Consider the following 25,856-nt stretch of genomic DNA (forward strand, 5'->3'; position numbering starts at 1 on the left):
TAAGTAATGAAAGCCATATACCATAAATACCGTCCATTTTATAGCGAGAGTTTAAAGCTGGCTATTCCGGTAATGATATCGCAGCTTGGCCATATTATGGTTCAGATATCAGACTCAATCATCATTGGTCATTTTACAAATAAAGTATCATTGGCCGCAGTTTCGTTGGTAAACAGCCTGTTTATGATACCTCTTGTTGTGGGCATGGGCATATCGTATGGCTTAACCCCGCTCATCGCTCAAAATAATGCGCGCAAGGATTTCAAGGAATGTGGTTTATTGCTTTCAAATAGTTTAATGTTAAACCTCCTGACCGGCATTGCCTTGTTTTCGGCTATATATTTCGGTACGTTGCCGTTAATTGGGCATCTCGGGCAGGCACCATCAGTTGTAAAAGCGGCCACGCCTTATCTCTTCCTGTTAAGTCTGTCAATTATTCCGCTGCTTATTTTTAACACCTTTAAACAGTTTGCCGAGGGTTTGGGCTTTACCAAACAGGCTATGAAAATATCTATTTGGGGCAATGTGATCAATATCTGCCTTGGGATTATATTTGTTAAAGGCCTGTTCGGTATTCATCCTATGGGGATAAAAGGAGTTGGTTACAGCACACTGATTGATCGTTGTGTTATGGCAGTTGTAATGTCCTTTTATGTATTCAAATCCCCCATATTTAAAGGTTATTTAAAGAGTTTTGCCATCAAAAACATCGACCGATTGCGTGGACTGCAAATCTTGAAAATTGGTGCTCCGGTTGCCCTGCAGTATATTTTTGAGGTTAGCGCATTTGGCGGCGCATCTATTTTAATAGGTACCATCGGTGTAAACCAGCAAGCTGCACATTTGGTTGCGCTTAACCTGGCCTCGGCTACATATATGATGGCCACAGGCGTATCGGCCGCTGCCGCGATAAAATCGGGCAACTATTTTGGTGTCAGTGATCACAAAAACCTGCGACTTGCAGCTATATCTAATTATCATATCGTATTGATATTGATGGGAATAACGGCAGTTATTTTCGCTGTTGGTCGAAATTATTTACCATGGATCATAACCTCCGACAAAGACGTTATCATTATCGCCTCACAACTGCTTATCATAGCTGCTTTTTTTCAACTTTTTGATGGAACGCAGGTTGTTGGTTTGGGTGTATTGCGCGGAATGGGCGATGTAAATATCCCAACATTTATCACCTTTCTGGCTTATTGGGTGGGTGGTTTGCCAATTGGTTACTTGCTTGGCATCAAATTAAAAATGGGCGTTTATGGTGTTTGGTATGGCCTTGTGTTGGGTTTGGCTATTGCCTCTGTGCTGCTTTTCTGGAGGTTCAACCTGATTAGCAAACGTCATAGAGATACAACGGTACCGATATTTGCAAAAGATTAAAAATACAAGTCAATAGCTGCTTTAAAAGTATTGCAATGTGCATCTACAATATCCCTGATTTGTGGTGAGTACCCCCCTCCCATGCTTACCTGTACCGGCACGTTATTGTTGATACATTGCTCAAATACAAATCTGTCGCGTTCTCTGCAGGCTTCTTTACTAAGGGATAGTTTACCCAGTTTATCGGTACTCAAAACGTCCACGCCCGATAGGTAAAACACAAAATCTGGTTTTTGTTGGCTGATTAACTTTGGCAATGTTTTACATAAAATGTCCAGGTACTCTTCATCTCCAACTCCGTCGGCTAACGGAATATCAAGATCAGAAGTTTCTTTTCTGAACGGGAAGTTTTTATCACCATGCATCGAAAATGTAAATATACGCGGTTCATTTTCAAATATTTGAGCCGTGCCATTTCCCTGGTGAACATCTAAATCAATAATTAAGATAGATTTAGATAAATTACTATGTAACAAATAATTAGCAGCAATAGCCTGATCATTCAACATGCAAAAGCCTTCACCCCAGTTTGTACCGGCATGATGTGTACCGCCAGCTACGTTAAATGCAATCCGGTTAGTTAATGCTGACAGACAACCGTCAATAGTTCCTTTAGCGATTCGTAATTCCCGTTCCACCAACCGTGCTGATAAAGGAAAACCTATTCGCCGCTGCTCTTTTAATGGAAGCGTTAAATCGCGAAGTTGCCGCCAGTAGTCTTTATCGTGGGTTGTAAGTACAATATCTTCGGCCAGCACTCCGGGCGAGAAAATATCGTCGGGCTTAACAAGCCCTTCATGTAATAACTGCGCAGGAATAAGTTCATACTTCAGCATTGGGAAACGATGCCCTTCGGGCAGCGGATGGGCGTATATCGGGTCGTAGGCTACCTTAAACATATTATTTTAACCCAGGATCTCCCCTACGTGTTTCTGGATATTCTCGCATATATTATCCAGGGGTAGATCGTTGGCATCGTATCCAAACGGATCTTCAATTTCCTCGGCCAGTAGCTCGATGCTGGCAAAAACAAATAGTACAAAACCAATAATTGGGATCGCAAGATATTTCATCTCAAACGCCCATGTAAATGGAAGCGTCATGATGTAAGTAAAGATAAACTTCTTGATGAAAACGTTATATGAAAACGGTATCGGGGTTTTCCTGATCCTTTCACAAGCACCACAAATATCTGTAAATGAAGTTATTTCGGCAGTTACACTAAACAATTGCTCCGGGTTTATAATTCCTTGTTTGTTAAGCCCGTAAACACGGCCGATAATAGCTGATGCCACCTGGTTGGGCACATGTTTTTCTGCATCGATAACAACAAAGGCCTGTTCTTCTGGTATATAAATATCCCGCAGGTGATTTCGTAACACTCTTGCATATAACGGGATTAGGTAGTTGAAAAATGCCCATTCCTCTTCGCCAATCAGGAATTTTAGTTTTATAGCCAGGTTACGGCTGCTATTGGTTAAGCTACCCCATACTTTCCTGCCTTCCCACCAACGGTCATACGCCGAATTTATCCGGAAGGCCAGCAGTAACGACAATACAAACCCTACGGTTTGGTGTACAAAACTTACTTTTTTGAGCAGGCTGCTGTCTGGTAAATGCCAAAAGTCTATCAGTAAATAAATTACTGCACCCGCATAGGCACTAACGGCAATAATCAACGGCAGAAGCTCGCGCAGGGTGTCGGCTTTATTGAGTTTAAAAATAAAAGAGAACCACTCTTTGGGATTGTAATAAACCATATTGATAATTTACTTTACAGCTTCTATGGCATTTGCCAGGTGTTTTGCTGTATGATAAACGTCCTGGAAAGAATTGTATAATGGAACAGGGCTTAAGCGAATCACATCAGGTTCGCGCCAATCGCCAATTACACCATTTTCGGCCAGGTAATTGAAAATCTTTTTAGCGTTCCGGCTGCAAACTATCGATAACTGGCAACCGCGATCAGCTTCGTTTGCCGGGGTGATAATGTTAAAAACATTGTCACCCCGATCTTTATTAATCTCGCCGGTCAAAAACTCCAAATAACCCGTTAGCGCAACGCTTTTTTTGCGAAGGATATCAATATCGCCTACGGTATCAAAAATCGCCATAGAGGCCTTAAATAAAGCCAGGAGAATTATCGGGCTTGTGCTCACCTGCCAGCCTTCGGCACCAACAGCAGGATCAAACCCCGGAGTCATTAAAAAACGTCTATCGGCGCGATAGCCCCACCAGCCCGCAAGGCGGTTCATTGCCTTATCTGTAAAGTGTTTTTCGTGTACGAATATTCCACTGATTCCACCAGGGCCCGAGTTCATATACTTGTAAGAGCACCAGCAGGCGAAATCGGCGCCCCACTCGTGTAATTTCAAAGGTACATTACCGGCAGCGTGCGCCAAATCGAAACCGGCATAGGCCCCTGCATCGTGTGCGGCTTTAGCTATTGCCGGTAAATCGAAAAACTGGCCGGTGTAATAGTTTATTCCACTAAACATTACTAAAGCTAATTCATCACCGTGCTCATTGATGCAATTTAAGATATCTTCGGTACGTAATGTTACTTCGCCTTCACGCGGAAAAATCTCGATGATGGCATCTTTCGGATCAAGGCCATGAAACTTAACCTGGCTTTCCATGGCGTACTGATCTGACGGGAAAGCGCCGCCTTCCATAATGATTTTAAATCTTTTACTATCTGGTTTATAGAAACTTATCATTAATAAATGAAGATTCACTGTAAGCGAATTCATAACAGCAACTTCATTCTCACTGGCACCTACTATGTTTGCTATCGACCTGGTAAGGGGTTTGTGATACTCCAGCCAGGAATCACTTCCCTGGAACCATCCTTCAACCGCGAGATTTTGCCAGTTTGCCATTTGATCGGCGATATATTGAGCAGCAGATTTTGGCTGCAGGCCAAGAGAATTACCACAAAGATAAATGGCATCCTCTCCCTTATGTTTCGGGATCAAAAAACGATCTCTGAACCTTTTCAGCGAATCAAGTTCGTCTTGTTCAATTGCAAATGCTAAGCTATTCTGGTAATTCATCGCCCAATATTACAAAAAAGGCATTTTAAACCGGGTTATTTATTGGGTTTACTCACGTATTTATTGCCTTTTACATAAAACCGATAAGGTAAAAAAGCATCTTCGCCGGCATAACTTACACCAATCCGGGGGCCAATTGCAATTTGCTCATCTGTTAAATTAAGACCGCGGTCCTCTATCCAAATGGTATCGCTTTGCAAGCTTATCGCGTTGATATTGCGGGAGATACCTAATGCCTTAGCCACCGAACCCGGCCCCGCTGTAATAGTGGGCTTAAACATGGGCATATTGCGCCTAACCTGCATAGCCTCAATGCCATCCGTAGGGTTTACTGCACGGATAAGTATAGCATGGGGTGTACCTTCAACAGAAGTAACTATATTAAACATTTCATGAATGCCATAGCACAGATAAACGTATGCTATACCACCTTGCATAAACATGGTTTTGGTACGAGGGGTTACCCGGTTACCATACGAGTGAGATGCCTTATCAATAATTCCATTATAAGCTTCTGTTTCAACAATATAACCTCCGGTTGTTACACCATCAATACAGGTAAATAAGTACTTGCCAAGCAGGCTTTTACTGATGGAAACTACATCATTTCCTAAATAATAATCCTCGTTTAATTTCATTGCTGATGGAGGATTGGTTCTAATAATTTGTTTATTTCTGTTGCTTTGTCAAAAATCATAATGTGCGTACCACCTTTTACAATGGTGGCATCTTTTATTTTTTTGTAATCAAAAATCAAATCTTTATCGCCGGTAATGTGGTAAATGTTTGCTGGGATAATATCATTTTTCCATGCTAAAATAGCACTCATCGCCCACTCGATAAACACCGGTGAAGTACCTTTCAACATCTCCATGAATACCGTGGCGTCGGCCTTAGCCATCCTTCCGAACAACGGTCTGATCATAGAGCCCATCGAAGTCATCAATTTACCCGAAATGAGTTTTTGAACCGGCACATTTCTGAAAAAGCTAAAATAACCCGGAGCCTCGCCGCTGGTTTTGATACTGGATATCAGGATCACCTTTTCCATGGGCACTATCTTCGCAATTTCTACAGCGAGCATCCCTCCCAGTGAATTGCCTATTACTACCGAGCCAGGCTTGATATTGTATTGATAAATAAGCTTTTGAGCGTATATAGCTAAAGTATCATTTTTACTTGGCTCTATCCAGTTTATGTGTATAACCTCATGGTCGTGTAGGTCGATATTCTTATAAATCCGGGTATCGGCACCAAGGCCCGGGATAATGTATATCCTGCCCATTAAAATTTAATCAGCTTAACTATTTGCTCCAGGAACAAAGCGTCGGTTTCATCAAACTGATCAAGTAATTCGCTATCAACATCCAATACACCAACTACTATATTATTTTGAAATACAGGTACTACAATCTCCGACCGGGAAAGCGAACTACATGCAATATGACCAGGAAATTCCTCAACATCCGGCACCACTAAAGTTTTGGCCTGCTCCCAAGCCGCGCCGCAAACACCTTTGCCCAGCTTTATGCGGGTGCACGCCACAGGCCCCTGGAAAGGGCCTAAAACAAGTTCCTCGTTTTTTACCATGTAAAAACCTACCCAAAACCATTTAAACTGCTCTTTTAAGGCAGCGCTAATGTTGGCCAGGTTGGCCACTAAATCGGTTTCGCCATCAAGCAAAGCCGCTATCTGGGGAACAAGTGTAGTATATTGTTCGGTTTTATCGGTTGATGTGGTTATGTTTAAGTCCTCTGCCATAACACAAAGATGGATAATTTGGCAGCAAGTATTTTAGTCCAAAAGTCAATTTTGCATATTATTTAAAATGCAAAAAAGCACCGGCAATACTGATACTAAACACCCATCTTCAAATTTTCAAATCCTCAAATTAATTAAATATTCCCTTTCTTCAACTCATCCGCCGCAAAATTTGCGGCCCTGGCAGTTAGCGCCATATAAGTTAAGGACGGATTTTGGCACGCCGACGATGTCATGGCGGCACCATCGGTAACAAAAACGTTTTTGGCATCCCAAACCTGGTTGTGCTCGTTCAGTACCGATGTTTTAGGATCGCGCCCCATCCGGGCGGTGCCCATTTCGTGAATGCCATCGCCTATATTGTGGCCCCGGTCATGCGTTTGGACGTTTTTTACTCCGGCACTTTCCAGCATTGCTTTAGCTTCTTTAACTATATCTACGCGCATCTTCATTTCATTTTCCCTGATCACGGCGTCCATAGATAATATTGGCAGCCCCCATTTGTCTTTGCGGGTTTTATCAAGCGTAATTTTGTTGTCGTGGTAAGGCAGCAGTTCGCCAAACCCGTTTATACCTATTTGCCAGTCACCAGGTTCGGTTATGGCATCTTTGTATTGCGCGCCAATATTCATCTCGGCAATCTCACGGCTCCAGCCGGTACGGCTGGCTGCGCCCTGGTAGCCAAAGCCGCGCAGGTAATCGCGCTTATCGCCAAATAAATTGGCAAATCGCACAACATAAATACCATTGGCACGCCTGCCGTAATAATATTTATCCTCAAACCCTTCAACCGTGCCCGATGCACCTAAATTATAATGATGATCCATAATATTGTGGCCAAGTTCGCCGCTACTGCTGCCCAGACCGCCCGGCCAGATATCTGTTGCCGAATTCATTAATACCCATGCACTGTTTAAGGCAGAAGCGTTAACAAATACAACCTTGGCGTAATATTCATAAGTTTTGTTGGTTTCGGCATCCAAAACTTCTACCCCTTTTGCTTTCTGCGTGTCTTTATCGTATAAAATCCGGGTAACAATGCTGTACGGCCTTACCGTTAAATTACCGGTAGCCAAAGCGGCCGGTAAGGTAGACGACTGCGTACTGAAATATCCTCCAAACGGACACCCCTCCCAACACCTGTTTCTGAACTGGCATTGTGTACGGCCGGGTATAGCGGCCGTAAGGTTGGCAACACGGCCTATGATCATATGCCTTGTATTGTTGTAATTCTTTTTAATTCGCGCAGCTACATCCTTTTCTACCCAATTCATATCCATTGGTGGTAAAAAATGTCCGTCAGGTAAGTGAGGCAATCCTTCTAATGACCCACTTATACCGGCAAATTTTTCAACATGATCATACCAGGGTGCCAGGTCTTTATAACGGATGGGCCAGTCAATTGCCCAACCATCTTTTGCGTTAGCTTCAAAATCAAAATCGCTCCAGCGATAGCTTTGGCGCCCCCATAAAATAGAGCGACCGCCCAATTGGTATGATCGCCACCAGTTAAATGGTTTAACCTCATGATAAGGCGCTTCCTGCTCATTTACCCAATAATCCATAATAGGTTCCTGGGCGCCCCAGTTACGTGAAATTACCGGCCGTGCCTTGCGCTGCTCCTGGGTTACAGAACCGCGGTGCTCAAAGTCCCACGGATCTTTGGCCGCTGTTTTATAATCTTTAATGTGCTCAAAGTTCCTGCCGCGTTCAAGCATAATGGTTTTTAAGCCCCTGCCTGTTAGTTCTTTAGCCGCCCAGCCACCGCTGATGCCCGATCCTACAACAATAGCGTCATAAGTATTTCCGGCTTTGGCGCTGCCGCTTACATTGTTTAATGGCATAATCTCGAATTGGTTATGAGTAAATTAGGTAATGGTTTCTCAATTGGATAAAACAATATTATCAATTAATATTAACTAAAGCAATCGATTGAAATATTTTTTATACCGGCACAATTGGGTATCCGTGCTTTAATGCCCCTTCGCATTCAGATCAAAATTTTCTACTTTTACCATATCACTATAATCTTATATGCTTCAAATCAGCCAGCTTTACATATATCCTATAAAATCGCTCGGCGGCATTCCGTTAACTTCGGCCGAGGTTACTTCCCGTGGGTTTAAATATGACAGGCGCTGGATGCTGGTTGACGAACAAAACCATTTCCTTACGCAGCGCGAACACTCCCAGATGGCTTTAATTAAAGTAGCTGTTGAAACCGACGGTTTATTGGTCAGCCATCATTCATATGGTTCGATAAAAGTGCCTTTTGAATTTGATGCCGCTACTTTACACGAGGTAGCAATCTGGGACGATATTACCGCCGGTGTGTATGTTAGCCATAGCATTGATGATTGGTTTAGCAATGTTTTAGGCACAAGATGCCGGTTAATTTTTATGCCCGATGACACCGAGCGCAAGGTTGATCAGCGTTATGCACAACCCGGCATGATCACCTCTTTTGCAGACGCGTACCCTTTTTTACTGATAGGCCAGGCGTCACTTGATGACCTGAATAGCCGGCTGGGTGACGCTTTGCCAATGAATAGGTTCCGTCCTAATATCGTTTTTACGGGCGGCGAGGCATTTGAAGAGGACTTGATGAACCACATTACTATTGCCGGCATCAGTTTTTACGGCGCTAAACTTTGCGCCCGCTGTGTGATGACAACTATCGATCAGCAAACCGGTGCAAAAGCTAAGGAGCCGCTAAAAACGCTTGCCAGGTATCGATCCAAAGATAAAAAGATACTTTTTGGACAAAACCTGGTACACCAGGGCGAAGGATTTCTTACTGTTGGTGATACCCTTGATGTGTTAAGTACGCACAATGAAGACAGATTTATTGTAGAAAAAAGAATTAATAATGAAACCAACCGTTACTATTGAATATTGCCCCAAATGCGGCTGGATGATGCGGGCAGCCTATATGGCGCAGGAATTGCTTACCACATTTACCGATGATATTTATGGCGTAACACTGCATCCAAGTGAAATTAGCGGAAGATATTCGGTTTTTATTGATGAAGATATAATCTTTGATAGAAAAAAAGAGTCACGTTTCCCGGAAATTAAGGAACTTAAGCAATTGGTACGCGACCGTGTTAATCCCGAAAAAAATCTTGGCCATTCCGATAAAAAATAAAAATCGGTCAATAGATAAAAGATTTTATTGAAATTATGTAGTTAAATCAATTGCTTTTGTTCATCAGAAAGCAAATAGTTCGCCTTCTCCCCCCCTGTTTTTATTATCGTCAGGCACATTGATTTTGTAAGTTTTCAAGGGAAAGTCAATTTTATTATAATTTAAAAGGTAAATAATATAGTATCGTTGTACTCTATAGTTTTAGTGGATTATTTTATTTAATATTGTTTAACTTTGTGAGTTTTTATTTAAAAAAATGCTTTCTAAAAAAACTAAGTACGCTATTAAGGCATTGGTGATCCTGGGTAAAAACATGGATCAGCCGCCTATGCAAATTTCGAGAATCGCCGAGGCAGAACGAATTCCCAAAAAATTCCTGGAGCAAATCCTGCTCGATCTGCGTAATGCCGGTTTCCTTTATAGTAAAAAAGGAGCTGGCGGCGGTTACAGCTTAAACCGCGATCCGAAAGAGATTTTCCTGGTTAGCATTATGCGTATTACCGATGGCCCTATAGCTATGGTACCCTGCGCCAGCCTGAACTTTTACCACAAATGCGACGAGTGCCACCAGGAAACTACCTGTGGTATCCGCGATGTGTTTGTTGATGTGCGGGATGCCACACTAAAAATCCTGAGCGAGACCAGCATCGCAGATATTATTACCCGGGAGCAGACGCTTATCAACGTTTAACGTTATCATAAAACTGTCAAATAACAGTTTTTTCAATTAAATTCTACCATTTCCCTATACTATGTATATATTTGTGATATAAAACATAATGAGCCCTATTAATATACACACTTATATCCATATGTACTGCTGTTTAACAGGCGACAGAACACGGCTATAATTTGTATTACCCACATACGCCTCTTTAGCCAAAGCCAAAGGGGCTTTTTTATAATTGATTAAAAAAATAGCTTATGCAAAGCTTCAGAACAGAACTGGAGAACCCAATAGTAGAGCAGGATATTATTGACCTGGAAAAAAAGATCAGGGCTTTTCGTGAAGGTAAAATACACGACGAAAAATTCAGGAGCCTGCGCCTTGCCCGTGGTGTATATGGCCAGCGCCAGCCAGGTGTACAAATGGTGCGTATTAAGCTGCCATTTGGTAAGGTAACCTTTAAGCAACTGCTTAAAATTGCCGATATCTCTGACGAGTACGGAAGCCGTAATTTGCACCTTACCACCCGCCAGGACATCCAGATTCACTATGTAAGCCTGGATCGTACGCCCGAACTTTGGGCCAAACTGGAACAGGATGATATTACCCTGCGTGAAGCCTGCGGCAATACTGTACGGAATGTTACCGCCTCTCCTACTGCCGGCATCGATCCGTTGGAGCCATTTGACGTTTCGCCTTATGCGCATGCTACTTTCGAGTACTTTTTGCGTAACCCTATTTGCCAGGAGATGGGCCGTAAATTTAAAATCTCGTTTTCATCAAGTGAAGCCGACACCGCTTTTTCATACATTCATGATATTGGCGCCATACCTAAAATAAATGCCAACGGCGAACGTGGCTTCAAAATACTTTTGGGCGGTGGCTTAGGCGCACAGCCTATATTGGCCAGTATAGTTGAAGAGTTTTTACCCGAAGATCAGCTAATCCCTTATATCGAAGCAATTATTCGCGTGTTTGACCGCTATGGCGAGCGTAACAACCGTAATAAAGCCCGGATGAAGTACCTGATCCAGAAGATTGGATTGGAAGAAGTTTTGCGCCTGGCCAAAATTGAAAGAACTGCTATCAAAGTAAAAAGCTACCCTGTTAACCGCGATTCCATTGCATTGCCAGCGCTGCCAGCAACAGCCGAATACCCTGCTGTAGAAATAAGCAACCCATTCCGTTATGAGCAGTGGCTGGTTACCAACGTTTTTGAGCAAAAGCAAAAAGGTTTTTACGGCGTATATATTAAAGTACCGGTAGGTGATATTCCGTCTGATACTGCCCGTGCGCTGGTAAAAGTTTTAGAGCCCTTAGTAGCCAATGAAATCCGGATTACACAAAACCAGGGTTTACTGTTAAAATTTGTTAGTAAAGAAGCGTTGCCTGCTTTATATGAAGGTTTGGCTAAACTGGAACTTGCCGCGCCCGGTTTTGACACCGTAGCCGATGTAACTACCTGCCCTGGTACTGATACCTGTAACCTGGGCATCAGTAACAGCATGACTATGGCGCGTGTGCTGGAAGATTTAATTTTTAACGAATATGAAGAGTTTATTTTTAACCGCGAGATTAAAATAAAGATAAGTGGTTGTATGAACTCCTGTGGCCAGCATGGTTTGGCGCACATCGGGTTCCACGGCAGTTCACTTAAAGCTGGTACAAAAGTATTACCATCGGTACAGGTGATGCTTGGCGGCGGTACTGTTGGTGACGGCGTAGGCCGGGTTGCAGAAAGAATAGTTAAAGTACCATCAAAACGTGCGACCGACGTATTGAGAAAGATCCTTGACGATTACAAAGAGTTTTCGCCCGAAGGAGAAATTTTTCTTGAATATTATGACCGCCAGGGTAAAGATTATTTTTACCGCATGCTGAAACCGCTTGCCGATTTAACCACCCTTACCGACGATGAATTTGTAGACTGGGGCCACCAGAAAACCTATGTATCTGCTATTGGCGTGGGCGAGTGTGCCGGTGTGGTAATTGACCTGGTTGCTACCCTCTTGTTTGAATCGGAAGAAAAAATGGGCTGGGCAAATGGTTCATTTACCCAGGGTGACTGGTCTGATGCTATTTATCATTCATACAACGTGTTTATCAGTTCGGCAAAAGCTTTATTGCTTGATAAAGGTACCAACAGCAGTACACAGGCTGGCATTATTAAAGAATTTGATGCACAATATGTTGCAACCGGTGAATTTGATTTGCAGGGATCGTTTAACGACCTGGTATTGCAAATAAACCAAAACGAGCCTTCGGCCGAATTTGCTGCTGCATATTTAGCCCAGGCCGAAGAATTTTTAGGAAAAAGCAAAGCACAAAGAGAGGCACTGGTGCAATAATGACGGCTAACCCTAAACAACCACAAATAACTTTAGTAGGTGCAGGCCCCGGCGATGCCGACCTGATTACCGTTAAAGCTATTAAAGCATTAAAAACAGCTGATGTTGTTTTATACGATGCTTTAGTAAACGAAGAATTGTTGTGCTATGCGCCTGAGGCTGCCGTAAAAGTATATGTAGGTAAACGTTCCGGCGATCATACCTACTCGCAGGAAGCTGTGAACCAGCTAATGGTTGATTATGCTACCAATTACGGGCACGTGGTAAGATTGAAAGGTGGCGACCCCTTTGTATTTGGCCGTGGCTTTGAAGAATTGGATTTCGCCTCCTCGCACAATATCCAGGCTTCGGTTATCCCTGGCATCTCCAGTTCGATAGCAGTAGCGGAGTTACAAAACATACCGGTAACGCACCGTGGCTTAAGCGAGAGCTTTTGGGTGATTACCGGAACTATATCGAACGGAAAAGTATCGCCCGATTTATATGATGCCGCCAAAAGCAGGGCAACGATTGTTGTGCTTATGGGGATCAATAAGTTGGCTGTTATTGCCGAAATATTCAAAAGCGAAGGAAAAAGCAAGCTGCCCGTGGCGGTAATTCAAGCCGGCACAACTGCGGATGAAAAAGTGGTTGTTGCTACTGTTGAGACCATAGTTGATGCAGTAACGGAAAATAGTATCGGCTCGCCAGCTATTATAGTGTTGGGCGAGGTGGTTTCATTGCACCCTAAATACCAGTTGACTAAAGAAATTTATGACGTTGTTGCCAAAGGATAATAGTTTAACGCAAATTGAGCACGAGGAGATTGGCGGCAACCAGTTGTTCCCGGTGTTTTTGAAGCTAAATAACCTGCATACGGTATTGGTGGGCGGCGGCAACGTGGGGCTTGAGAAGCTAACGGCCATCCTTAACAACAGCCAGCTGGCGAGGGTAACTGTGATATCAAAAACGTTTTTGCCAGAGATTCATGAACTTGCCGCACGGCATGAAGGGTTAAGCATTGTTCAGAAATCGTTCACCGATAACGACCTGGATACTGCCGAGGTGGTAATTGCAGCTACCAATGATGGCGAGCTTAACAAATATGTGCGTCAATCGGCACATGACCGCAAGCTGCTCATTAACGTGGCCGATAAGCCCGAACTTTGCGATTTTTATTTAGGTTCGATAGTAAAAAAAGGCGATTTGAAACTGGCCATATCAACCAATGGCAAATCGCCCACGGTAGCCAAACGCTTGAAAGAAGTGTTAAACGAAAGCCTGCCCGATGAACTGGATACCACACTGCAGCAAATGAGCGAGCTACGGAACACTTTAAGCGGCGATTTTGCTGATAAAGTTAAACAACTGAATAGTGTAACAGCGGTATTGGTTAAGCCAAGATCGGTGGTGATCAAAAATTTCATCTGGCTTATCTGGTCAACCATTATTGTTTCGTTAGCCATTGTTATTACTGCTTTATACTTCAAAGAGCCTGCTTTTAAAACATTTGTAGAAGGTGTAAGTCCGCAGTTTTATTACTTTTTAGGTGCAGGGTTTGTATTCGCTATGATTGATGGCGCCATTGGCATGTCATATGGTGTTACGTCAACCACATTCTCCCTTTCTATGGGAATTCCTCCCGCGTCTGCAAGTATGGGTGTTCACTTGTCCGAAATAATGAGTTGTGGTATTGCCGGATGGATGCATTACCGTATGGGCAATATCAACTGGAAGTTATTTTGGTTATTGGTGTTACCGGGCATTGCAGGGGCAGTTATTGGGGCATCTATCCTATCGTCCCTTGAACATTACAGCATGTATACCAAACCCGTCGTATCGGTATATACTTTGATATTAGGCGTTGTAATACTTTCCAAAGCATTCAATATCAAGAAAAAGAAATCGGCCGATAAAGTAAAACGCATATCATTGCTTGGTTTAGGCGGCGGTTTTATTGATGCTGTTGGCGGTGGCGGCTGGGGTTCAATCGTGTTATCAACACTCATAGCCGGTGGCCGCAGCCCTATATTTTGCTTAGGCACTGTAAAATTATCCCGTTTTTTTGTGGCCATAGCGGGGTCAATCACCTTCATTGCCATGGTAAGCAGCGATCATTGGCAGGCTGTAGCCGGCCTGGTACTCGGGAGCGCTTTGGCATCACCCATCGCAGCAAAAATTTCTAATAAAATTTCTACCAAAACCATCATGGTATCTGTAGGTATCATCGTGATTTTAGTAAGCATTAAATCAATTGTTGCCTTTATTACAAAGTTTATCTGATATGAACGGGGCTTTTGAACATATAAACAATATTACAGCAGGTCTTGGCCCTGTTGAAGCACTGACGAAGTTGGCTGAACTTTATCCCGGCGAGATTGTATTTTCCACCAGTTTTGGCTGGGAAGACCAGGTTATAAGCCACATGATTTTTGCCAATAAGCTGCCCATTAAAGTATTTACTTTAGAAACAGGGAGGCTTTTCCGCGAAACCTATTCAGTTTGGGTAAGTACCATGGACAGGTATAAACAACCCATTCACGCCTACTACCCTAACCAGGAGCTATTAGAGCAAATGGTGAGTACCAAAGGGCCAAACAGCTTTTACGAATCGGTAGAAAACCGCAAAGAATGTTGTGGTATCCGTAAAATTGAACCGCTTAAACGCGCCTTAAAAGGTAATAAGGTTTGGATTACCGGGATCCGCGCCGATCAATCGGCCAACCGCCACGATATGCATGATGTGGAATGGGACGGACAAAACCAATTGGTAAAATACCACCCTATTTTTCATTGGACTTTGGATGAGGTCAAAGCCTACATCAAACAATACAATATCCCTTACAACTCACTTCATGATAAAGGCTTCCCGAGTATAGGTTGCATGCCTTGCACACGTGCCGTAGCCGAAGGCGAAGATTTTCGCGCCGGCCGCTGGTGGTGGGAAGATCAATCCAAAAAAGAATGTGGGTTACATGAGGTAACTGCGAAGTAAACACGATTTCTGGATTTTAAAGGATTGACAGGATTTTTAAAAATTCCCTGCTGAAATTTGCGGCTCTTTTCCTGCATCTGTATTATGGCTTTAATAAATCAGATTTTTTATCGAGTATAATTTTCTATTATTGTTTAATGAGAAGAAAAGATGACATCCTTTGGAAAGGGATCCTCGAAGATGTTTTTGACGATTTTTTATGTTTTCTTAATCCGGATGCCGCCGAGATTTTCGACTTTAATAAGGGCTTTGAATTCCTGGATAAAGAGTTGGAGCAGGTTTTCCCGCCCGAAAATGACGAGTATTCACCAAAGGTGATTGATAAGCTGGTGAAAGTATTTACCAAAGCAGGTAAAGAAGAATGGATCCTGGTGCATGTAGAAGTACAGGGCCAATATCAAAAAGATTTTGCCAGCCGCATGTACACCTATTTTTACCGGATACTGGATAAGTATCAAAAGCCTATAGTTGCCTACGCCATATTTACCGAAGCCAATACAAAAGAAAGACCTGATCATTTCGCCATAGACTTTACGGGTACCAGTTTACGGTATACGTTTAACACCTACAAAATAGCCAGCCAAAGTGATGAAGCACTGCAAGCCAGTGATAATCCTTTTGCCCTGGTTGTGCTTACGGCAAAGGCGGCGCTTGCAGGCAAAGGCCTGAGAAGCAGCAGGGAACGCGATGAATTGCTGCTGAATTTAAAGCTTAACCTAACCAGGCTATTACTGGCCAAACAGATAGCGAAAGAAAAAATAAGGGTATTGATGAATTTTTTAAGGTATTACATACGCTTTGAAAATCAGGATATAAACACTAAATTTGAGCAACAGGTAGAAATTTTAACAGAAAGGAGCAACACCATGGGTATCGAAGAACTTTTATTAGACAGGGCTGAGAAAAAAGGTGAGAGAAAAGGCGAAAAGAAGGGTGAGAAAAAGGGTAAAAAAGATGTTGCCCGTGAAATGAAAAAGGATGGTTTGCCGGTTGCGCAGATCGAAAAATTCACTGGTCTTTCTGTTGAGGAAATTGAAAAACTGTGATATACTCTCAATTGAGAATGAGCAATTCGTTGTAATGGATGCCTTCAGGGGATTTTAAAGCCCTCTGATGTCCCAAACAACTACATACCAATCGCCAAATTCATCGCGGTGGGTGCCGGCAATTTCGAAACCCATTTTTTGATGCACTTTTAACGAATTGATGTTTCTTACTGCTATTTCGGTAATACAAAGTTCGTAATCATCACCAACCAGGTTGGCCGTAGCGTTATAAAGTTTACTCAACAGCCCCAGCCCTCTGAAATTTTTATCGACACAAACCTGTCCTCCTACAAAAAATTTGTAAGCGGTTAAAACTTTGCCCTGGTACTGGCTTTTATGAAATTCCCTGAACATAGGTTCAAGACTGGGCAGTTGTTTTTCCATAGCAGCTGTCATTGCCAGGTTATAGCCAATCACCTTATTTTGGTGCAATGCAATAACCTGTGGTATTTGCGACGCCATTTGCTGCAATAGTTCAACAGTATGTTCGGCAAAAACGAAACCTTGCTGATCTTGCTCTTCGGCAGTTAATGATTTGTATAGGTTTTGATTCTGAAGGGCTATAATTTGCTCAAAATGTTCGATGGTGGTAGCCGCCTGGAAAGTTATTAACGCTGAGATATCCTTATTCATAGTTTGGCAAATGTCCTTATTTTAACCGAAGTTGTACAATCATAAATCAGACTGAATTATTTGGAGCACGTCGAAAAAATGATTGTCAGCGAATATTTTTCCTGATACGGCTTAATGATTGAGGCGTGATGCCCAAATAAGAGGCCACATCACTTAATGGTACACGAAGTGCTATGTCGGCTTGCCGCATCATAAAAAGCCTGTAGCGTGTTGTTGAATCCTGCCCCAGGTAGGCATTCCTGATCTGTATTTTATCAAGCAGTGCTTGCTGCGTTATATCATCAATCAAACTTTTTATATAAGGCAGCTGCTCATATAAAGCCATCAGTTTAGTATGGCTTATTTCCAACACATTTGCCTTGCACGCCGCCTGGATGCTTTCCTGTGCAGGAACCTGGTTATTAAAGCTGTTTAATATGGTGCAAAACTGGTTTTCTTTCAAAAAATAATGAGTTACCTCATTCCCCTTTTCATTATGTGCTACAATTCGCAGCACACCTTCTATAATGAAAAATCGTTGGCGGCAAACATTTCCACCTTTAAACAGGTAATCACCTTCTTCAAATGTGCGGGCTTCAAATGCACTGCTTATAACTTCCTGATCCTGGGGCGAAATATATCCAAATAGCTGCAAAAACGAAATGAGTTTATTGGGCATCTTCAAATTTGTAACATTTATAAACTATCAGCAAAAATAAAATATCATTTCGCCCGGTCTTCGTCGGCCACTTCAAGCCAGCCATCCTTATTTACAAGGTATTTAGAAAAACTTTTAGGCCGTTGGGCCTTGATGATAGTTTTATTGTTCCGGGTTGAGGGACCGCGCAAAACGAATATCAGCGCAGCAAGAAGTACAATAGTAGTTATTACAGCAATCATTATAGAATAGTTTTTTAGCAGCGACCGGTAAGATCGCAATAGCCTGATTATTAAACATAATGATTGGTTGAGACCTTTTAAAGCTTAATGCCAGGGTGATTAATCCCGGCGGTTAAAGCATCTCATGCCCTAATATAGGTAAACGCAGTAAAAATTAAAAGGAAAGCTGTCCGTATTTTTAACTGTTACAAATAAAAATGACTTTTTTATAGCTTAAAGTGTTAACAGCCTGCACCAAAAAAAGAATATTTCTGATCCTGGGGATTCGGATTATACTGGTGATATACTTTGGCTGTATACGTAATGATGTAGTAACAATTGATTAACAACCTATTACGCCATGCCGACTATAAAAATATAAATTGCGCGTGTGCACTATAATTTAAGTAGCTTTGAATTGTTATGCGGTAATATTATTCGCGGGAGTAGCTGTCCCTTATTACCCTGGTTTCAAAACAACAAATTACATACATAAAATAAGATCAGGATATATGGTTTTCCTGCTCTTGAAAAGTTTTAAAAGCCCCTGTAAACGAATACCTACAGGGGCTTTATTTTTTATATAGATAAGCATATCATGGAAGAAAGAAAGTATTTAACTACCTGGAAAAGGTACATGCCGGTTATCCGTTTGCATTTGAAGAAAAGCCTGACCGAAGATCAGCAATTCAAACTGAACATTACCGATTTTGAATCTGCGGGCGACCGGGGAAAATCGGGTTACACATTCAACATCAATATGGAAAACGGTAAGGTTACCAATAACATCAGCGGATCGGCAGTAGCACGCGATTTGTTTGAAGCCATAAAAGGTGACGATGCTGTTAAGGCTATGTTGCTGGATAAAAACGTAAAAATAAGCGTTGGGAAGTCTTTTGTGCTAAGCATCAAAACCACCCACCTTTCAACTTACAGGTAAAAATAAACTGAAAGCAGAAAGCAAAAGGCCTAAAGCATTTTCAGCACTTAACTCCGCCATCTAAAGGGAATAACCAACAGGCTATTTCCTTTTTTTATGCGTTTTGTTTTTGGTCGATTTGGATTTTAATGTCGATCGATGAAATTTTGCCGATGCCTTCTTCCCCTTTTTCCTGAGTTTGACACCTAAAGGTCAAAAAAGTGCGAATCGGGCAAATGGGAGTGGTTTTTAGGTGAATTTTGAAAATTTGTATTGCGAAAACCACTATTGACTGGTGGTGCGAAAACGGCGTAATTTGTGCAACCAAGCACAATGGCGACCTTAAAAATCGATCAGAAAGACGGCGAAAAATACGTTCGGATTGTAGAATCTTACCGGGACGAGTCCGGCGTGTCACGAATGCGCACATTGGCCAACCTGGGCAAGCTCGATGACAAGAAGATAGCATCCCTTAAACGGCTCGGTACTAAGCTTTACCAGGCGATGGGCGGCCCCCCCGAAGAGCTGACCGGCAATGGCATTACCGAGCAGGGACGTTATAACTACGGTTACGTACTGGCCTGCAAGCACATACTTTCATGGTATAAACTGGACAAATTGCTTGACCGCATCGGTAAGAAAGCAAAGCTTCGGTTTTCTTTAGTCAACACCATTTTGCTGATGCTATGCGAACGGCTGAACGAGCCGGCAAGCAAGCGCCGGACTTTCTTTAACCAGTCAGAGTACATTGGTTTGGAACAGGTTCCGCTACACCACCTGTACCGGACGCTGGATAAACTGGCGGACTGGAAGGAGCAGATACAGGAGCGGATCTATCAAACCGGGCGCGACCTTTTCAACCAGCGGCTGGATGTAGTGTTCTACGATGTAACGACCTTCTACTTTGAAAGCGAACAGGAAACGGAAGGTCACCTGCGGCAGAAAGGGTTTTCTAAAGATGGCAAGATCGGAAACACACAAGTACTGCTGGGTCTGCTTATCGATAAGGACAAACAGCCGGTGGGCTACCAGGTCTACAAAGGAGACCTGTTCGAGGGCCATACATTTAAAGAGGCTATTTCTTCATTAAAAAAGCGATACCAACTGGACCAGGTTATCGTAGTGGCTGATCGCGGCATGTTGTCCAAAGAGAATATCCAGGAACTAACCGAAAATCAGGGTTATCAGTATATCCTGGGTGAAAAACTTAAAATGCTTCCCCATGCTATTCAGAAACCTTTACTCGAGTTGAAAAACTACAACAAGGAATGGATAATGAATGAGGAACGCAGCCTGATTGTAAAGTATACCGCTATTGAATATGAAGACCGCCTGATAATCGGTACATGGTCAGCCAGCAGAGCAGAAAAAGACCGCAAGGAAAGGGAAGAGCGGGTAACCAAAGCAGAATTGATGCAGCAAAACCCGTCATTACTTAAAAAGAAAGCATCACATTACTTTCTTAAAAATGACCAGCAAGAGAAATACCTGCTCGACCAGCAAAAGATTGAGCGGCATCAGCAGTATGATGGATTCCTTGCAATCGCAACCAATGTAAGAGATATGGACACCGGTATCATACTCGATCATTACAAACACCTCTACCAGGTAGAACACGCTTTCCGCACCTTTAAAAGCTTTTTGGAAACCAAGCCCATGTTCCACTGGACAGATCAGCGCATAGAGGGACATATCTGCCTGTGTTATATGGCTTATACCTTTCAAATCTTTTTAAGCAATCAACTCAAAAAGAACAATACGCCGCTTTCAGAAAATGAGATCAGGCGGACATTAGACAAAATGCAGCTTAGCCTGGTGGAACAGGCAGGCCAACAATATTACCTCCGCTCGAAGCAAACTACCGAAACTGCCGCCCTGCTCAAAGTGATCGCCGCCCGGCCATTACCAGATATGTTTCATAATCGACAGATAGTCAATTACTTATAAAAATATGTATTGCGAAAAGTTAAACATAAACTAATTGACTATCAGATATTTAACCAAAAATCGTGTCAAACTCAGGGGGCTTTATTTTTTATATAGATAAGCATATCATGGAAGAAAGAAAGTATTTAACTACCTGGAAAAGGTACATGCCGGTTATCCGTTTGCATTTGAAGAAAAGCCTGACCGAAGATCAGCAATTCAAACTGAACATTACCGATTTTGAATCTGCGGGCGACCGGGGAAAATCGGGTTACACATTCAACATCAATATGGAAAACGGTAAGGTTACCAATAACATCAGCGGATCGGCAGTAGCACGCGATTTGTTTGAAGCCATAAAAGGTGACGATGCTGTTAAGGCTATGTTGCTGGATAAAAACGTAAAAATAAGCGTTGGGAAGTCTTTTGTGCTAAGCATCAAAACCACCCACCTTTCAACTTACAGGTAAAAATAAGCTGAAAGCAGAAAGCAAAAGGCCTAAAGCATTTTCAGCACCTAACTCCGCCATCTAAAGGGAATAACCAACAGGCTATTTCCTTTTTTTATGCGTTTTGTTTTTGGTCGATTTGGATTTTAACGTCGATCGATGAAATTTTGCCGATGCCTTCTTCCCCTTTTTGGTTGCTTTTGAATGTGCTTTATGGTGTCGGCTATGTTTTTCGGCAATGGGCACTTTCCTTATCACAGGTGCAAAATCAATTGCCTCCGGATGGGCTTGCGGGTTGAAAGGGTTAAAATAATAAATATCGGCCGCATCCCAGTTTTTTAAACCTGCCTGTACCCGTTCAGTAAATGCCGCCTCGTTTTTTACCTCCGGTGCAGTCCATCCAGCTTCGGCCAGGCCCGCAATCCGTGGGAAAAGCATAAAATCCAGACGCTTTTCTGAAGCTATTTTCTCCGTCCATATGTTGGCCTGCACTCCAATGATTTGGTTTGATGTAAGCTGATCTGCTGCCAATTGCCTGTCGGGAAAGTTATAAATATCTGTATACCGGTTAAATACGCCTTTCCAGTTACGGCCGGAAATATGGCTTCCATCCTGCAAAAAATCAAGGTAAAGCGGCAAACGTGGGCATAACACCACCTGGTAATTTTTTTGCAAAGCAAGGCTTAGCTGGCCTGGCAGGTTTTGCCGCCACCAAAAAATGATGGTTTTGCCAGCCGGGAGGTCGGTTTGAGTAGCCTCGTCCCAAGCCAGTATTTTGCTGCCAAGGCTGGTTACGGTATCAGTCATCCGTTTAAAAAAATAGCGCTCCAGCATGCCAACGTCCTCGAATCCTTTGTTCTGCATCATCCGGGCAATGGCCGTATCTAACGACCAAGCTTTAATGCCCAAAACCACCTCATCTCCACCCAAATGCATCATTTTTGATGGAAAAAGGGCGGTTGTTTCTTTAATAACATTGGCTAAATACTGGTAGGTTTCTTCTTTAGCCGGGTTAAATGTAAAGTTGGGGTAACCTGCTACGCTCCCACCCGAATATTCGGGATAAGCTTTGTTGGCAGCGGTTGCATGGCCAGGCATATCAATCTCCGGAATTACAGTGATGAAACGCTGAGCAGCGTAATTAACTACCTCTTTTATATCATTTTGGGTATAAAACATAGGAATAGCCTCGGCCGAGGTGTCACTATAATCACCTACCCCGCCAATTGATGCTAATCTTGGATATTTTTTTATTTCAATACGCCAGCCCTGTACATCGGTAAGGTGCCAGTGAAATTTGTTAAGCTTATAATAAGCCATCCAATCCAAAATCTGCTTAACCTTCTGCTTGCCAAAAAAATGCCGCGATTCGTCGAGCATTAAACCACGCCATTGATAACGGGGTGCATCGATTATTTCTGTGCATGCAAGCACAACGTTTTGATAATCACGGACGTCCGTTGCATCTGTTGATGCAAGGGTAAGATTATCAGCCTCTTTGGGATGATCTTTAATAAGTTGTAAAAGAGATATTAAGCCATAAAAAACACCTTCCTTATTTGAAGATGATATGGTGATCTGCTCTGGTGTAATCTTTAACGAGTATCCGCCAATAACCTGGTTTGTGTTAGTTAATACAAGTTTTATAGTGCTTTTTGAATCTCCGTTGTTTATGGCAGGCGATAATCCTTTTGCTTTAAATAATTCCTTTTGAAAGTAAATAGCTAGAGCAGTTAATGACGTATCGCTGATACCAATGGCAGAATGATTATTGATACTGATTTGCCCGGAGCCGTTTACAATCAACCGCGGCTGCGGGATGATGTTTAAGTTTTGTGCTTTCAGATATCCGGATAAAAGGAGCAGCGCTATTAAGAATTTAAATTTCATTAAAAAACAAGTCAAATTATTGGGGCTGTGCTATGATAGGGATTTTATGCCAAATAGAGGTAATTTATTTGCAATAAATATATACTAATGCGCAATAACTGTTAAGTTTTTGGTAATAAATTTAAAAAAATTACAACTTTTGGATAACTAAGTAACAACCCCTACAGATTGGGCGATATTTAAAATTCCGACTTGCTCATTAACCCTCCAAAGCGTTCATGATGCTGCCAACTATTGCACCATACGCCAATACCGGGGAGGCCATATACGAGATTTTTTTCTTCCAGTTAACATACCTGTCATTGATGAAATTGTTCCAGTTGTAGGTGTTGAGCTGGGCGCGTCCATAGGTGATACTGGGTTCGGTAATTTTGGTGGTATGCCACCAGCCCGATGGAAAAAACAAGGTCTCCCCTTCCAGCAAATGCAGTACTATCGGCTCAACTTCCTTATAAAGCGGAAATTTTTCATAATCAGGATTCAGGAAGTTGATTTGAGAAAATTTAGGGTTATCCGGGTACGGATACATGTTAGGTGTTTGCGATGGCGGGTACAAGAAAAATACCTTCGAGCCGTATACCTGGGTAATTTGGGTATGCATAAATAATGCATCATAGTGCAGGTACGGAAAACTTGAGCCATTACCGCCTAAAAACAGCTCATGTACCGTGGTGCCGGCAAGCAACTGTTTTGGCATCAGCCTGCTATGTACCCTATCGCTTTTGCCATATACCAGTTGCGGCGAAAAATCAGCCATCAATTCCGGAAATACTTTTTTGATATCAAAGTTAAAAGGGTATGGTGCACGGTTCTCAGCCGTTGATACCATGATCCGGTCTATAGCCTCGGCCATGGTATAGGTTACGCCATCAATGGTTTTGGTGATGTGGCCGTAGTTTTGCTTGTAAAACTCAGGTGAGTGTTTGCCCATGGCCGGCCATGCACTGGCAGCATCGGTAACTACAACCGGTAACGATTTATCAACATACTCCCTGATAAACTCTTCCCTTGAAATATTTGTGCGTTTATCAATAGTAACGGCCGGTTTGGCAGGTGCCTGATTTTGTTGCATGGGGTTATGATATAAGCGGTTGAGGATGAAAAATTACCAGGTGAAATCCGGTCGATAAATCTAAACAAATTTCTTACTATCAATTAATTACTTAAATTATTTTCATAGAATATTCATGTAGTGTAAGATTGCTGTATCATGGATATATGGCGTAGGCCTGAACGCGGCAGACGCAATTATGCATCTCTACAAAAAAGGCCGGTCGTATTATAATACGACCGGCCTCCGATTGTTTATTGGCAAGCTGACGGAACTCATGCTCCAATCAACTTAATCAACCTCTCACCAATTATTTCCATCCGCCACCTAATGAACGGTAAAGCTCGGCGGTAGCGCTTAGTTCATCTCTTTTAATAGTAGCAAGCGCCAATTCGCCTTGCAATACATTGCCCTGGGCTGTTATTACCTCAAGGTAGTTGGCCAGGCCGTTTTTAAACAGCATGCTGGCGTTTGTTGTTGCTTGTTGCAGGGTTTTTACACGGTTTGCGGCAATAGCCTGTTCCTGTTTCAGCTTGTCAATTTTAACCAGGGCGTCAGATACCTCGCCAACAGCGTTTAGTACCGATTGCCTGAACTGTAGCACCGTTTTTTCGCGATCTATTTGTGCAACTTTGTAGGTGGTGCTTAATTGCTTATGATCAAGCAAAGGTGTTGCAATGCTGCCTGCCACTATACCAAACAATGAAGCCGGGATGTTAAACCAGTTGCTGGCTTTAAAAGAGTTAACGCCACCGCTTGCAGTGATCCTTAAAGCCGGGTACATTTCAGATTTGGTGATACCAACTTTAGCGTTGGCAATAGTTAAAGCCAGTTCCTGTGTCCTGATGTCGGGCCTGCGGCTGATGATAGCCGATGGTACCCCCGCAGTTAGTGTTTCAGGGAATTTAACATCATTTAATGTGCCGTTGCGCTCTACAACATCAGGCAAGCGGCCTGCCAAAATACTTAAAGCATTTTCCTGTACGGCAACGTTCCTTTCAAACTGTGGCACAAGTTGGGCAGCAGCCTGTTGTTGTGCCTCCGCCTGTTGTACGGCCAGTAAAGTTACCTGGCCGGCATCATATTGTAAACGGATGATCCTGATGGTACTGTCATTCAATTTAACATTCTTTTTGGCTATATCCAATTGCGCATCAAGCATCAGCAGGTTATAGTAACCTTGTGATACGTTTGCAACGATGTTGGTTTGAATTGCCTTTTTTGCTTCGGCTGTTTGCAGGTATTCTGCAAGGGCCTGGCGGCTTTGGCTACGTATTTTGCCCCAGATATCGGCTTCCCATGAAAGGGCCAGGTTGGCAGAATAATCTTCTACGTGCCTGGTGCCTATATTGTATTGACTGATGCTTAAACCTGTAAGGCTGTTATCACTTGGGCGACTGGTATTGGCCGTAACATTAAGTGCAACTTCGGGCACATAATTCCATTTAACCTGTTTAAACAGCAACTGCGCTGCGTCGATATTTTTAACCGCTATTTGCATATCATAGTTTTTGGCTATGGCACTGTCTATCAGTTTTTGCAAGGTTGCATCGGTAAAAAAGTTTTTCCACTGTATATCGGCTATGCTGCTGGTATCGGCAGTGGTTATGGCTGCGGCGCTCCTGAAAGCAACCGGCAACTCTGGTTTGGGTGTTTCCACATCTTTTGATACTTTACAGGCGCTTAAAAAAGCCGTAAGTAATACAAAAGCTAATGGAGTTATATAACGTTTCATTTTTTTGTT

25 protein-coding genes are annotated in these 25,856 nt (G+C 42.7%); 12 read left to right on the top strand and 13 right to left on the bottom strand.

The window, feature by feature from the left end; genetic code table 11:
- Nucleotides 1–6: 6 nt before the first annotated feature.
- The gene (locus tag FSB76_RS30745; protein WP_147060374.1) at nt 7–1,386 is read left to right on the top strand and encodes an MATE family efflux transporter; all 1,380 of its coding nucleotides are present in this window, start codon (nt 7–9) and stop codon (nt 1,384–1,386) included.
- On the opposite strand, the gene FSB76_RS30750 is transcribed toward FSB76_RS30745, so the two are convergent.
- From FSB76_RS30750 to FSB76_RS30780, 7 genes are all read right to left on the bottom strand, one after another.
- Entirely contained in the window at nt 1,383–2,285 is a 903-nt protein-coding gene (locus FSB76_RS30750) for a histone deacetylase family protein (protein ID WP_147060376.1), read from the bottom strand. The genes FSB76_RS30745 and FSB76_RS30750 overlap by 4 nt on opposite strands.
- A gap of 6 nt (nt 2,286–2,291) precedes the next feature.
- Entirely contained in the window at nt 2,292–3,146 is an 855-nt protein-coding gene (locus FSB76_RS30755; protein WP_147060378.1) for a bestrophin family protein, read from the bottom strand.
- 9 nt (nt 3,147–3,155) lie between these two features.
- Nucleotides 3,156–4,442 carry a kynureninase gene (kynU, locus tag FSB76_RS30760; RefSeq protein WP_147060380.1) on the bottom strand — a complete coding sequence of 429 codons (1,287 nt, stop codon included), beginning with the start codon at nt 4,440–4,442 and terminating at the stop codon, nt 3,156–3,158.
- A 35-nt stretch (nt 4,443–4,477) separates the two neighbouring features.
- Nucleotides 4,478–5,080: a DNA-3-methyladenine glycosylase gene (locus FSB76_RS30765; protein WP_147060382.1), complete on the bottom strand. Its 603-nt coding sequence runs from the start codon at nt 5,078–5,080 to the stop codon at nt 4,478–4,480.
- A complete protein-coding gene (locus tag FSB76_RS30770) occupies nt 5,077–5,727 on the bottom strand; it encodes an alpha/beta hydrolase (protein WP_147060384.1) in 651 nt (216 codons plus the stop codon). The genes FSB76_RS30765 and FSB76_RS30770 overlap by 4 nt, the downstream gene beginning before the upstream one ends.
- On the bottom strand, nt 5,727–6,203 hold the full coding sequence (locus FSB76_RS30775; RefSeq protein ID WP_147060386.1) for a GAF domain-containing protein: 477 nt from the start codon (nt 6,201–6,203) through the stop codon (nt 5,727–5,729). Before FSB76_RS30775 ends, FSB76_RS30770 begins: the two co-directional genes overlap by 1 nt.
- 134 nt (nt 6,204–6,337) lie before the next feature.
- Nucleotides 6,338–8,047 carry a GMC oxidoreductase gene (locus tag FSB76_RS30780; RefSeq protein ID WP_147060388.1) on the bottom strand — a complete coding sequence of 570 codons (1,710 nt, stop codon included), beginning with the start codon at nt 8,045–8,047 and terminating at the stop codon, nt 6,338–6,340.
- Nucleotides 8,048–8,237: 190 nt separating this feature from the next.
- On the opposite strand from FSB76_RS30780, the gene FSB76_RS30785 reads away from it, so the two are divergent.
- The 8 genes from FSB76_RS30785 (at nt 8,238) to FSB76_RS30820 (ending at nt 16,386) form a co-directional block, all read left to right on the top strand.
- A complete protein-coding gene (locus tag FSB76_RS30785) occupies nt 8,238–9,095 on the top strand; it encodes an MOSC domain-containing protein (RefSeq protein ID WP_147060390.1) in 858 nt (285 codons plus the stop codon).
- On the top strand, nt 9,073–9,351 hold the full coding sequence (locus FSB76_RS30790; RefSeq protein WP_147060392.1) for a SelT/SelW/SelH family protein: 279 nt from the start codon (nt 9,073–9,075) through the stop codon (nt 9,349–9,351). Before FSB76_RS30785 ends, FSB76_RS30790 begins: the two co-directional genes overlap by 23 nt.
- A 256-nt stretch (nt 9,352–9,607) precedes the next feature.
- Nucleotides 9,608–10,042: an RrF2 family transcriptional regulator gene (locus FSB76_RS30795; protein ID WP_090647684.1), complete on the top strand. Its 435-nt coding sequence runs from the start codon at nt 9,608–9,610 to the stop codon at nt 10,040–10,042.
- A gap of 233 nt (nt 10,043–10,275) precedes the next feature.
- Nucleotides 10,276–12,366 (top strand): HEPN domain-containing protein, encoded by a 2,091-nt coding sequence (locus FSB76_RS30800; RefSeq protein ID WP_147060394.1) that lies wholly within the window; start codon nt 10,276–10,278, stop codon nt 12,364–12,366.
- A complete protein-coding gene (cobA, locus tag FSB76_RS30805) occupies nt 12,366–13,142 on the top strand; it encodes a uroporphyrinogen-III C-methyltransferase (protein WP_147060396.1) in 777 nt (258 codons plus the stop codon). The genes FSB76_RS30800 and cobA overlap by 1 nt, the downstream gene beginning before the upstream one ends.
- Nucleotides 13,120–14,628 (top strand): TSUP family transporter, encoded by a 1,509-nt coding sequence (locus FSB76_RS30810; protein ID WP_147060398.1) that lies wholly within the window; start codon nt 13,120–13,122, stop codon nt 14,626–14,628. Before cobA ends, FSB76_RS30810 begins: the two co-directional genes overlap by 23 nt.
- 1 nt (nt 14,629) lies before the next feature.
- On the top strand, nt 14,630–15,340 hold the full coding sequence (locus tag FSB76_RS30815; protein ID WP_147060400.1) for a phosphoadenylyl-sulfate reductase: 711 nt from the start codon (nt 14,630–14,632) through the stop codon (nt 15,338–15,340).
- Nucleotides 15,341–15,477: 137 nt separating this feature from the next.
- Nucleotides 15,478–16,386: an RpnC/YadD family protein gene (locus FSB76_RS30820; protein ID WP_147060401.1), complete on the top strand. Its 909-nt coding sequence runs from the start codon at nt 15,478–15,480 to the stop codon at nt 16,384–16,386.
- Nucleotides 16,387–16,440: 54 nt separating this feature from the next.
- Here FSB76_RS30820 and FSB76_RS30825 read toward each other — a convergent pair whose 3' ends face one another.
- The 3 genes from FSB76_RS30825 to FSB76_RS32305 all read right to left on the bottom strand — a co-directional run bounded on the left by FSB76_RS30825 (nt 16,441) and on the right by FSB76_RS32305 (nt 17,898).
- Nucleotides 16,441–17,019, bottom strand: coding sequence for a GNAT family N-acetyltransferase (locus FSB76_RS30825; RefSeq protein WP_147060403.1), 579 nt, complete (start codon nt 17,017–17,019; stop codon nt 16,441–16,443).
- An 85-nt stretch (nt 17,020–17,104) separates the two neighbouring features.
- Entirely contained in the window at nt 17,105–17,677 is a 573-nt protein-coding gene (locus FSB76_RS30830) for a Crp/Fnr family transcriptional regulator (protein WP_147060405.1), read from the bottom strand.
- Between the two features lie 44 nt (nt 17,678–17,721).
- On the bottom strand, nt 17,722–17,898 hold the full coding sequence (locus FSB76_RS32305) for a hypothetical protein (protein ID WP_158643020.1): 177 nt from the start codon (nt 17,896–17,898) through the stop codon (nt 17,722–17,724).
- A 577-nt stretch (nt 17,899–18,475) separates the two neighbouring features.
- On the opposite strand from FSB76_RS32305, the gene FSB76_RS30835 reads away from it, so the two are divergent.
- From FSB76_RS30835 to FSB76_RS30845, 3 genes are all read left to right on the top strand, one after another.
- The gene (locus FSB76_RS30835; RefSeq protein WP_090647651.1) at nt 18,476–18,817 is read left to right on the top strand and encodes a hypothetical protein; all 342 of its coding nucleotides are present in this window, start codon (nt 18,476–18,478) and stop codon (nt 18,815–18,817) included.
- Nucleotides 18,818–19,129: 312 nt separating this feature from the next.
- Nucleotides 19,130–20,743: an IS1634 family transposase gene (locus FSB76_RS30840; RefSeq protein WP_147060407.1), complete on the top strand. Its 1,614-nt coding sequence runs from the start codon at nt 19,130–19,132 to the stop codon at nt 20,741–20,743.
- Between the two features lie 107 nt (nt 20,744–20,850).
- Nucleotides 20,851–21,192 carry a hypothetical protein gene (locus tag FSB76_RS30845; RefSeq protein ID WP_090647651.1) on the top strand — a complete coding sequence of 114 codons (342 nt, stop codon included), beginning with the start codon at nt 20,851–20,853 and terminating at the stop codon, nt 21,190–21,192.
- Nucleotides 21,193–21,273: 81 nt separating this feature from the next.
- Here FSB76_RS30845 and FSB76_RS30850 read toward each other — a convergent pair whose 3' ends face one another.
- The 3 genes from FSB76_RS30850 to FSB76_RS30860 all read right to left on the bottom strand — a co-directional run bounded on the left by FSB76_RS30850 (nt 21,274) and on the right by FSB76_RS30860 (nt 25,847).
- On the bottom strand, nt 21,274–23,061 hold the full coding sequence (locus FSB76_RS30850; RefSeq protein WP_147060409.1) for a beta-N-acetylhexosaminidase: 1,788 nt from the start codon (nt 23,059–23,061) through the stop codon (nt 21,274–21,276).
- Between the two features lie 199 nt (nt 23,062–23,260).
- Nucleotides 23,261–24,133, bottom strand: coding sequence for a cupin-like domain-containing protein (locus tag FSB76_RS30855; protein WP_147060411.1), 873 nt, complete (start codon nt 24,131–24,133; stop codon nt 23,261–23,263).
- 289 nt (nt 24,134–24,422) lie between these two features.
- Nucleotides 24,423–25,847 (bottom strand): efflux transporter outer membrane subunit, encoded by a 1,425-nt coding sequence (locus FSB76_RS30860; protein ID WP_147060413.1) that lies wholly within the window; start codon nt 25,845–25,847, stop codon nt 24,423–24,425.
- Nucleotides 25,848–25,856: the final 9 nt, after the last annotated feature.

The organism is Mucilaginibacter ginsenosidivorax (assembly GCF_007971525.1).
Lineage (GTDB): Bacteria > Bacteroidota > Bacteroidia > Sphingobacteriales > Sphingobacteriaceae > Mucilaginibacter > Mucilaginibacter ginsenosidivorax.

Bases quoted from the DNA above. Each gene is read 5' to 3' on its own strand.
- FSB76_RS30840 (WP_147060407.1), top strand. From the start codon at position 19,130: ATGGCGACCTTAAAAATCGATCAGAAAGACGGCGAAAAATACGTTCGG.
- FSB76_RS30830 (WP_147060405.1), bottom strand. From the start codon at position 17,677: ATGCCCAATAAACTCATTTCGTTTTTGCAGCTATTTGGATATATTTCG.
- FSB76_RS30825 (WP_147060403.1), bottom strand. From the start codon at position 17,019: ATGAATAAGGATATCTCAGCGTTAATAACTTTCCAGGCGGCTACCACC.
- FSB76_RS30815 (WP_147060400.1), top strand. From the start codon at position 14,630: ATGAACGGGGCTTTTGAACATATAAACAATATTACAGCAGGTCTTGGC.
- FSB76_RS30780 (WP_147060388.1), bottom strand. From the start codon at position 8,047: ATGCCATTAAACAATGTAAGCGGCAGCGCCAAAGCCGGAAATACTTAT.
- FSB76_RS30795 (WP_090647684.1), top strand. From the start codon at position 9,608: ATGCTTTCTAAAAAAACTAAGTACGCTATTAAGGCATTGGTGATCCTG.
- FSB76_RS30800 (WP_147060394.1), top strand. From the start codon at position 10,276: ATGCAAAGCTTCAGAACAGAACTGGAGAACCCAATAGTAGAGCAGGAT.
- kynU (WP_147060380.1), bottom strand. From the start codon at position 4,442: ATGAATTACCAGAATAGCTTAGCATTTGCAATTGAACAAGACGAACTT.
- cobA (WP_147060396.1), top strand. From the start codon at position 12,366: ATGACGGCTAACCCTAAACAACCACAAATAACTTTAGTAGGTGCAGGC.
- FSB76_RS30835 (WP_090647651.1), top strand. From the start codon at position 18,476: ATGGAAGAAAGAAAGTATTTAACTACCTGGAAAAGGTACATGCCGGTT.
- FSB76_RS30790 (WP_147060392.1), top strand. From the start codon at position 9,073: ATGAAACCAACCGTTACTATTGAATATTGCCCCAAATGCGGCTGGATG.
- FSB76_RS30855 (WP_147060411.1), bottom strand. From the start codon at position 24,133: ATGCAACAAAATCAGGCACCTGCCAAACCGGCCGTTACTATTGATAAA.
- FSB76_RS30755 (WP_147060378.1), bottom strand. From the start codon at position 3,146: ATGGTTTATTACAATCCCAAAGAGTGGTTCTCTTTTATTTTTAAACTC.
- FSB76_RS30770 (WP_147060384.1), bottom strand. From the start codon at position 5,727: ATGGGCAGGATATACATTATCCCGGGCCTTGGTGCCGATACCCGGATT.
- FSB76_RS30850 (WP_147060409.1), bottom strand. From the start codon at position 23,061: ATGAAATTTAAATTCTTAATAGCGCTGCTCCTTTTATCCGGATATCTG.
- FSB76_RS30765 (WP_147060382.1), bottom strand. From the start codon at position 5,080: ATGAAATTAAACGAGGATTATTATTTAGGAAATGATGTAGTTTCCATC.
- FSB76_RS30785 (WP_147060390.1), top strand. From the start codon at position 8,238: ATGCTTCAAATCAGCCAGCTTTACATATATCCTATAAAATCGCTCGGC.
- FSB76_RS32305 (WP_158643020.1), bottom strand. From the start codon at position 17,898: ATGATTGCTGTAATAACTACTATTGTACTTCTTGCTGCGCTGATATTC.
- FSB76_RS30845 (WP_090647651.1), top strand. From the start codon at position 20,851: ATGGAAGAAAGAAAGTATTTAACTACCTGGAAAAGGTACATGCCGGTT.
- FSB76_RS30775 (WP_147060386.1), bottom strand. From the start codon at position 6,203: ATGGCAGAGGACTTAAACATAACCACATCAACCGATAAAACCGAACAA.
- FSB76_RS30820 (WP_147060401.1), top strand. From the start codon at position 15,478: ATGAGAAGAAAAGATGACATCCTTTGGAAAGGGATCCTCGAAGATGTT.
- FSB76_RS30750 (WP_147060376.1), bottom strand. From the start codon at position 2,285: ATGTTTAAGGTAGCCTACGACCCGATATACGCCCATCCGCTGCCCGAA.
- FSB76_RS30745 (WP_147060374.1), top strand. From the start codon at position 7: ATGAAAGCCATATACCATAAATACCGTCCATTTTATAGCGAGAGTTTA.
- FSB76_RS30810 (WP_147060398.1), top strand. From the start codon at position 13,120: ATGACGTTGTTGCCAAAGGATAATAGTTTAACGCAAATTGAGCACGAG.
- FSB76_RS30860 (WP_147060413.1), bottom strand. From the start codon at position 25,847: ATGAAACGTTATATAACTCCATTAGCTTTTGTATTACTTACGGCTTTT.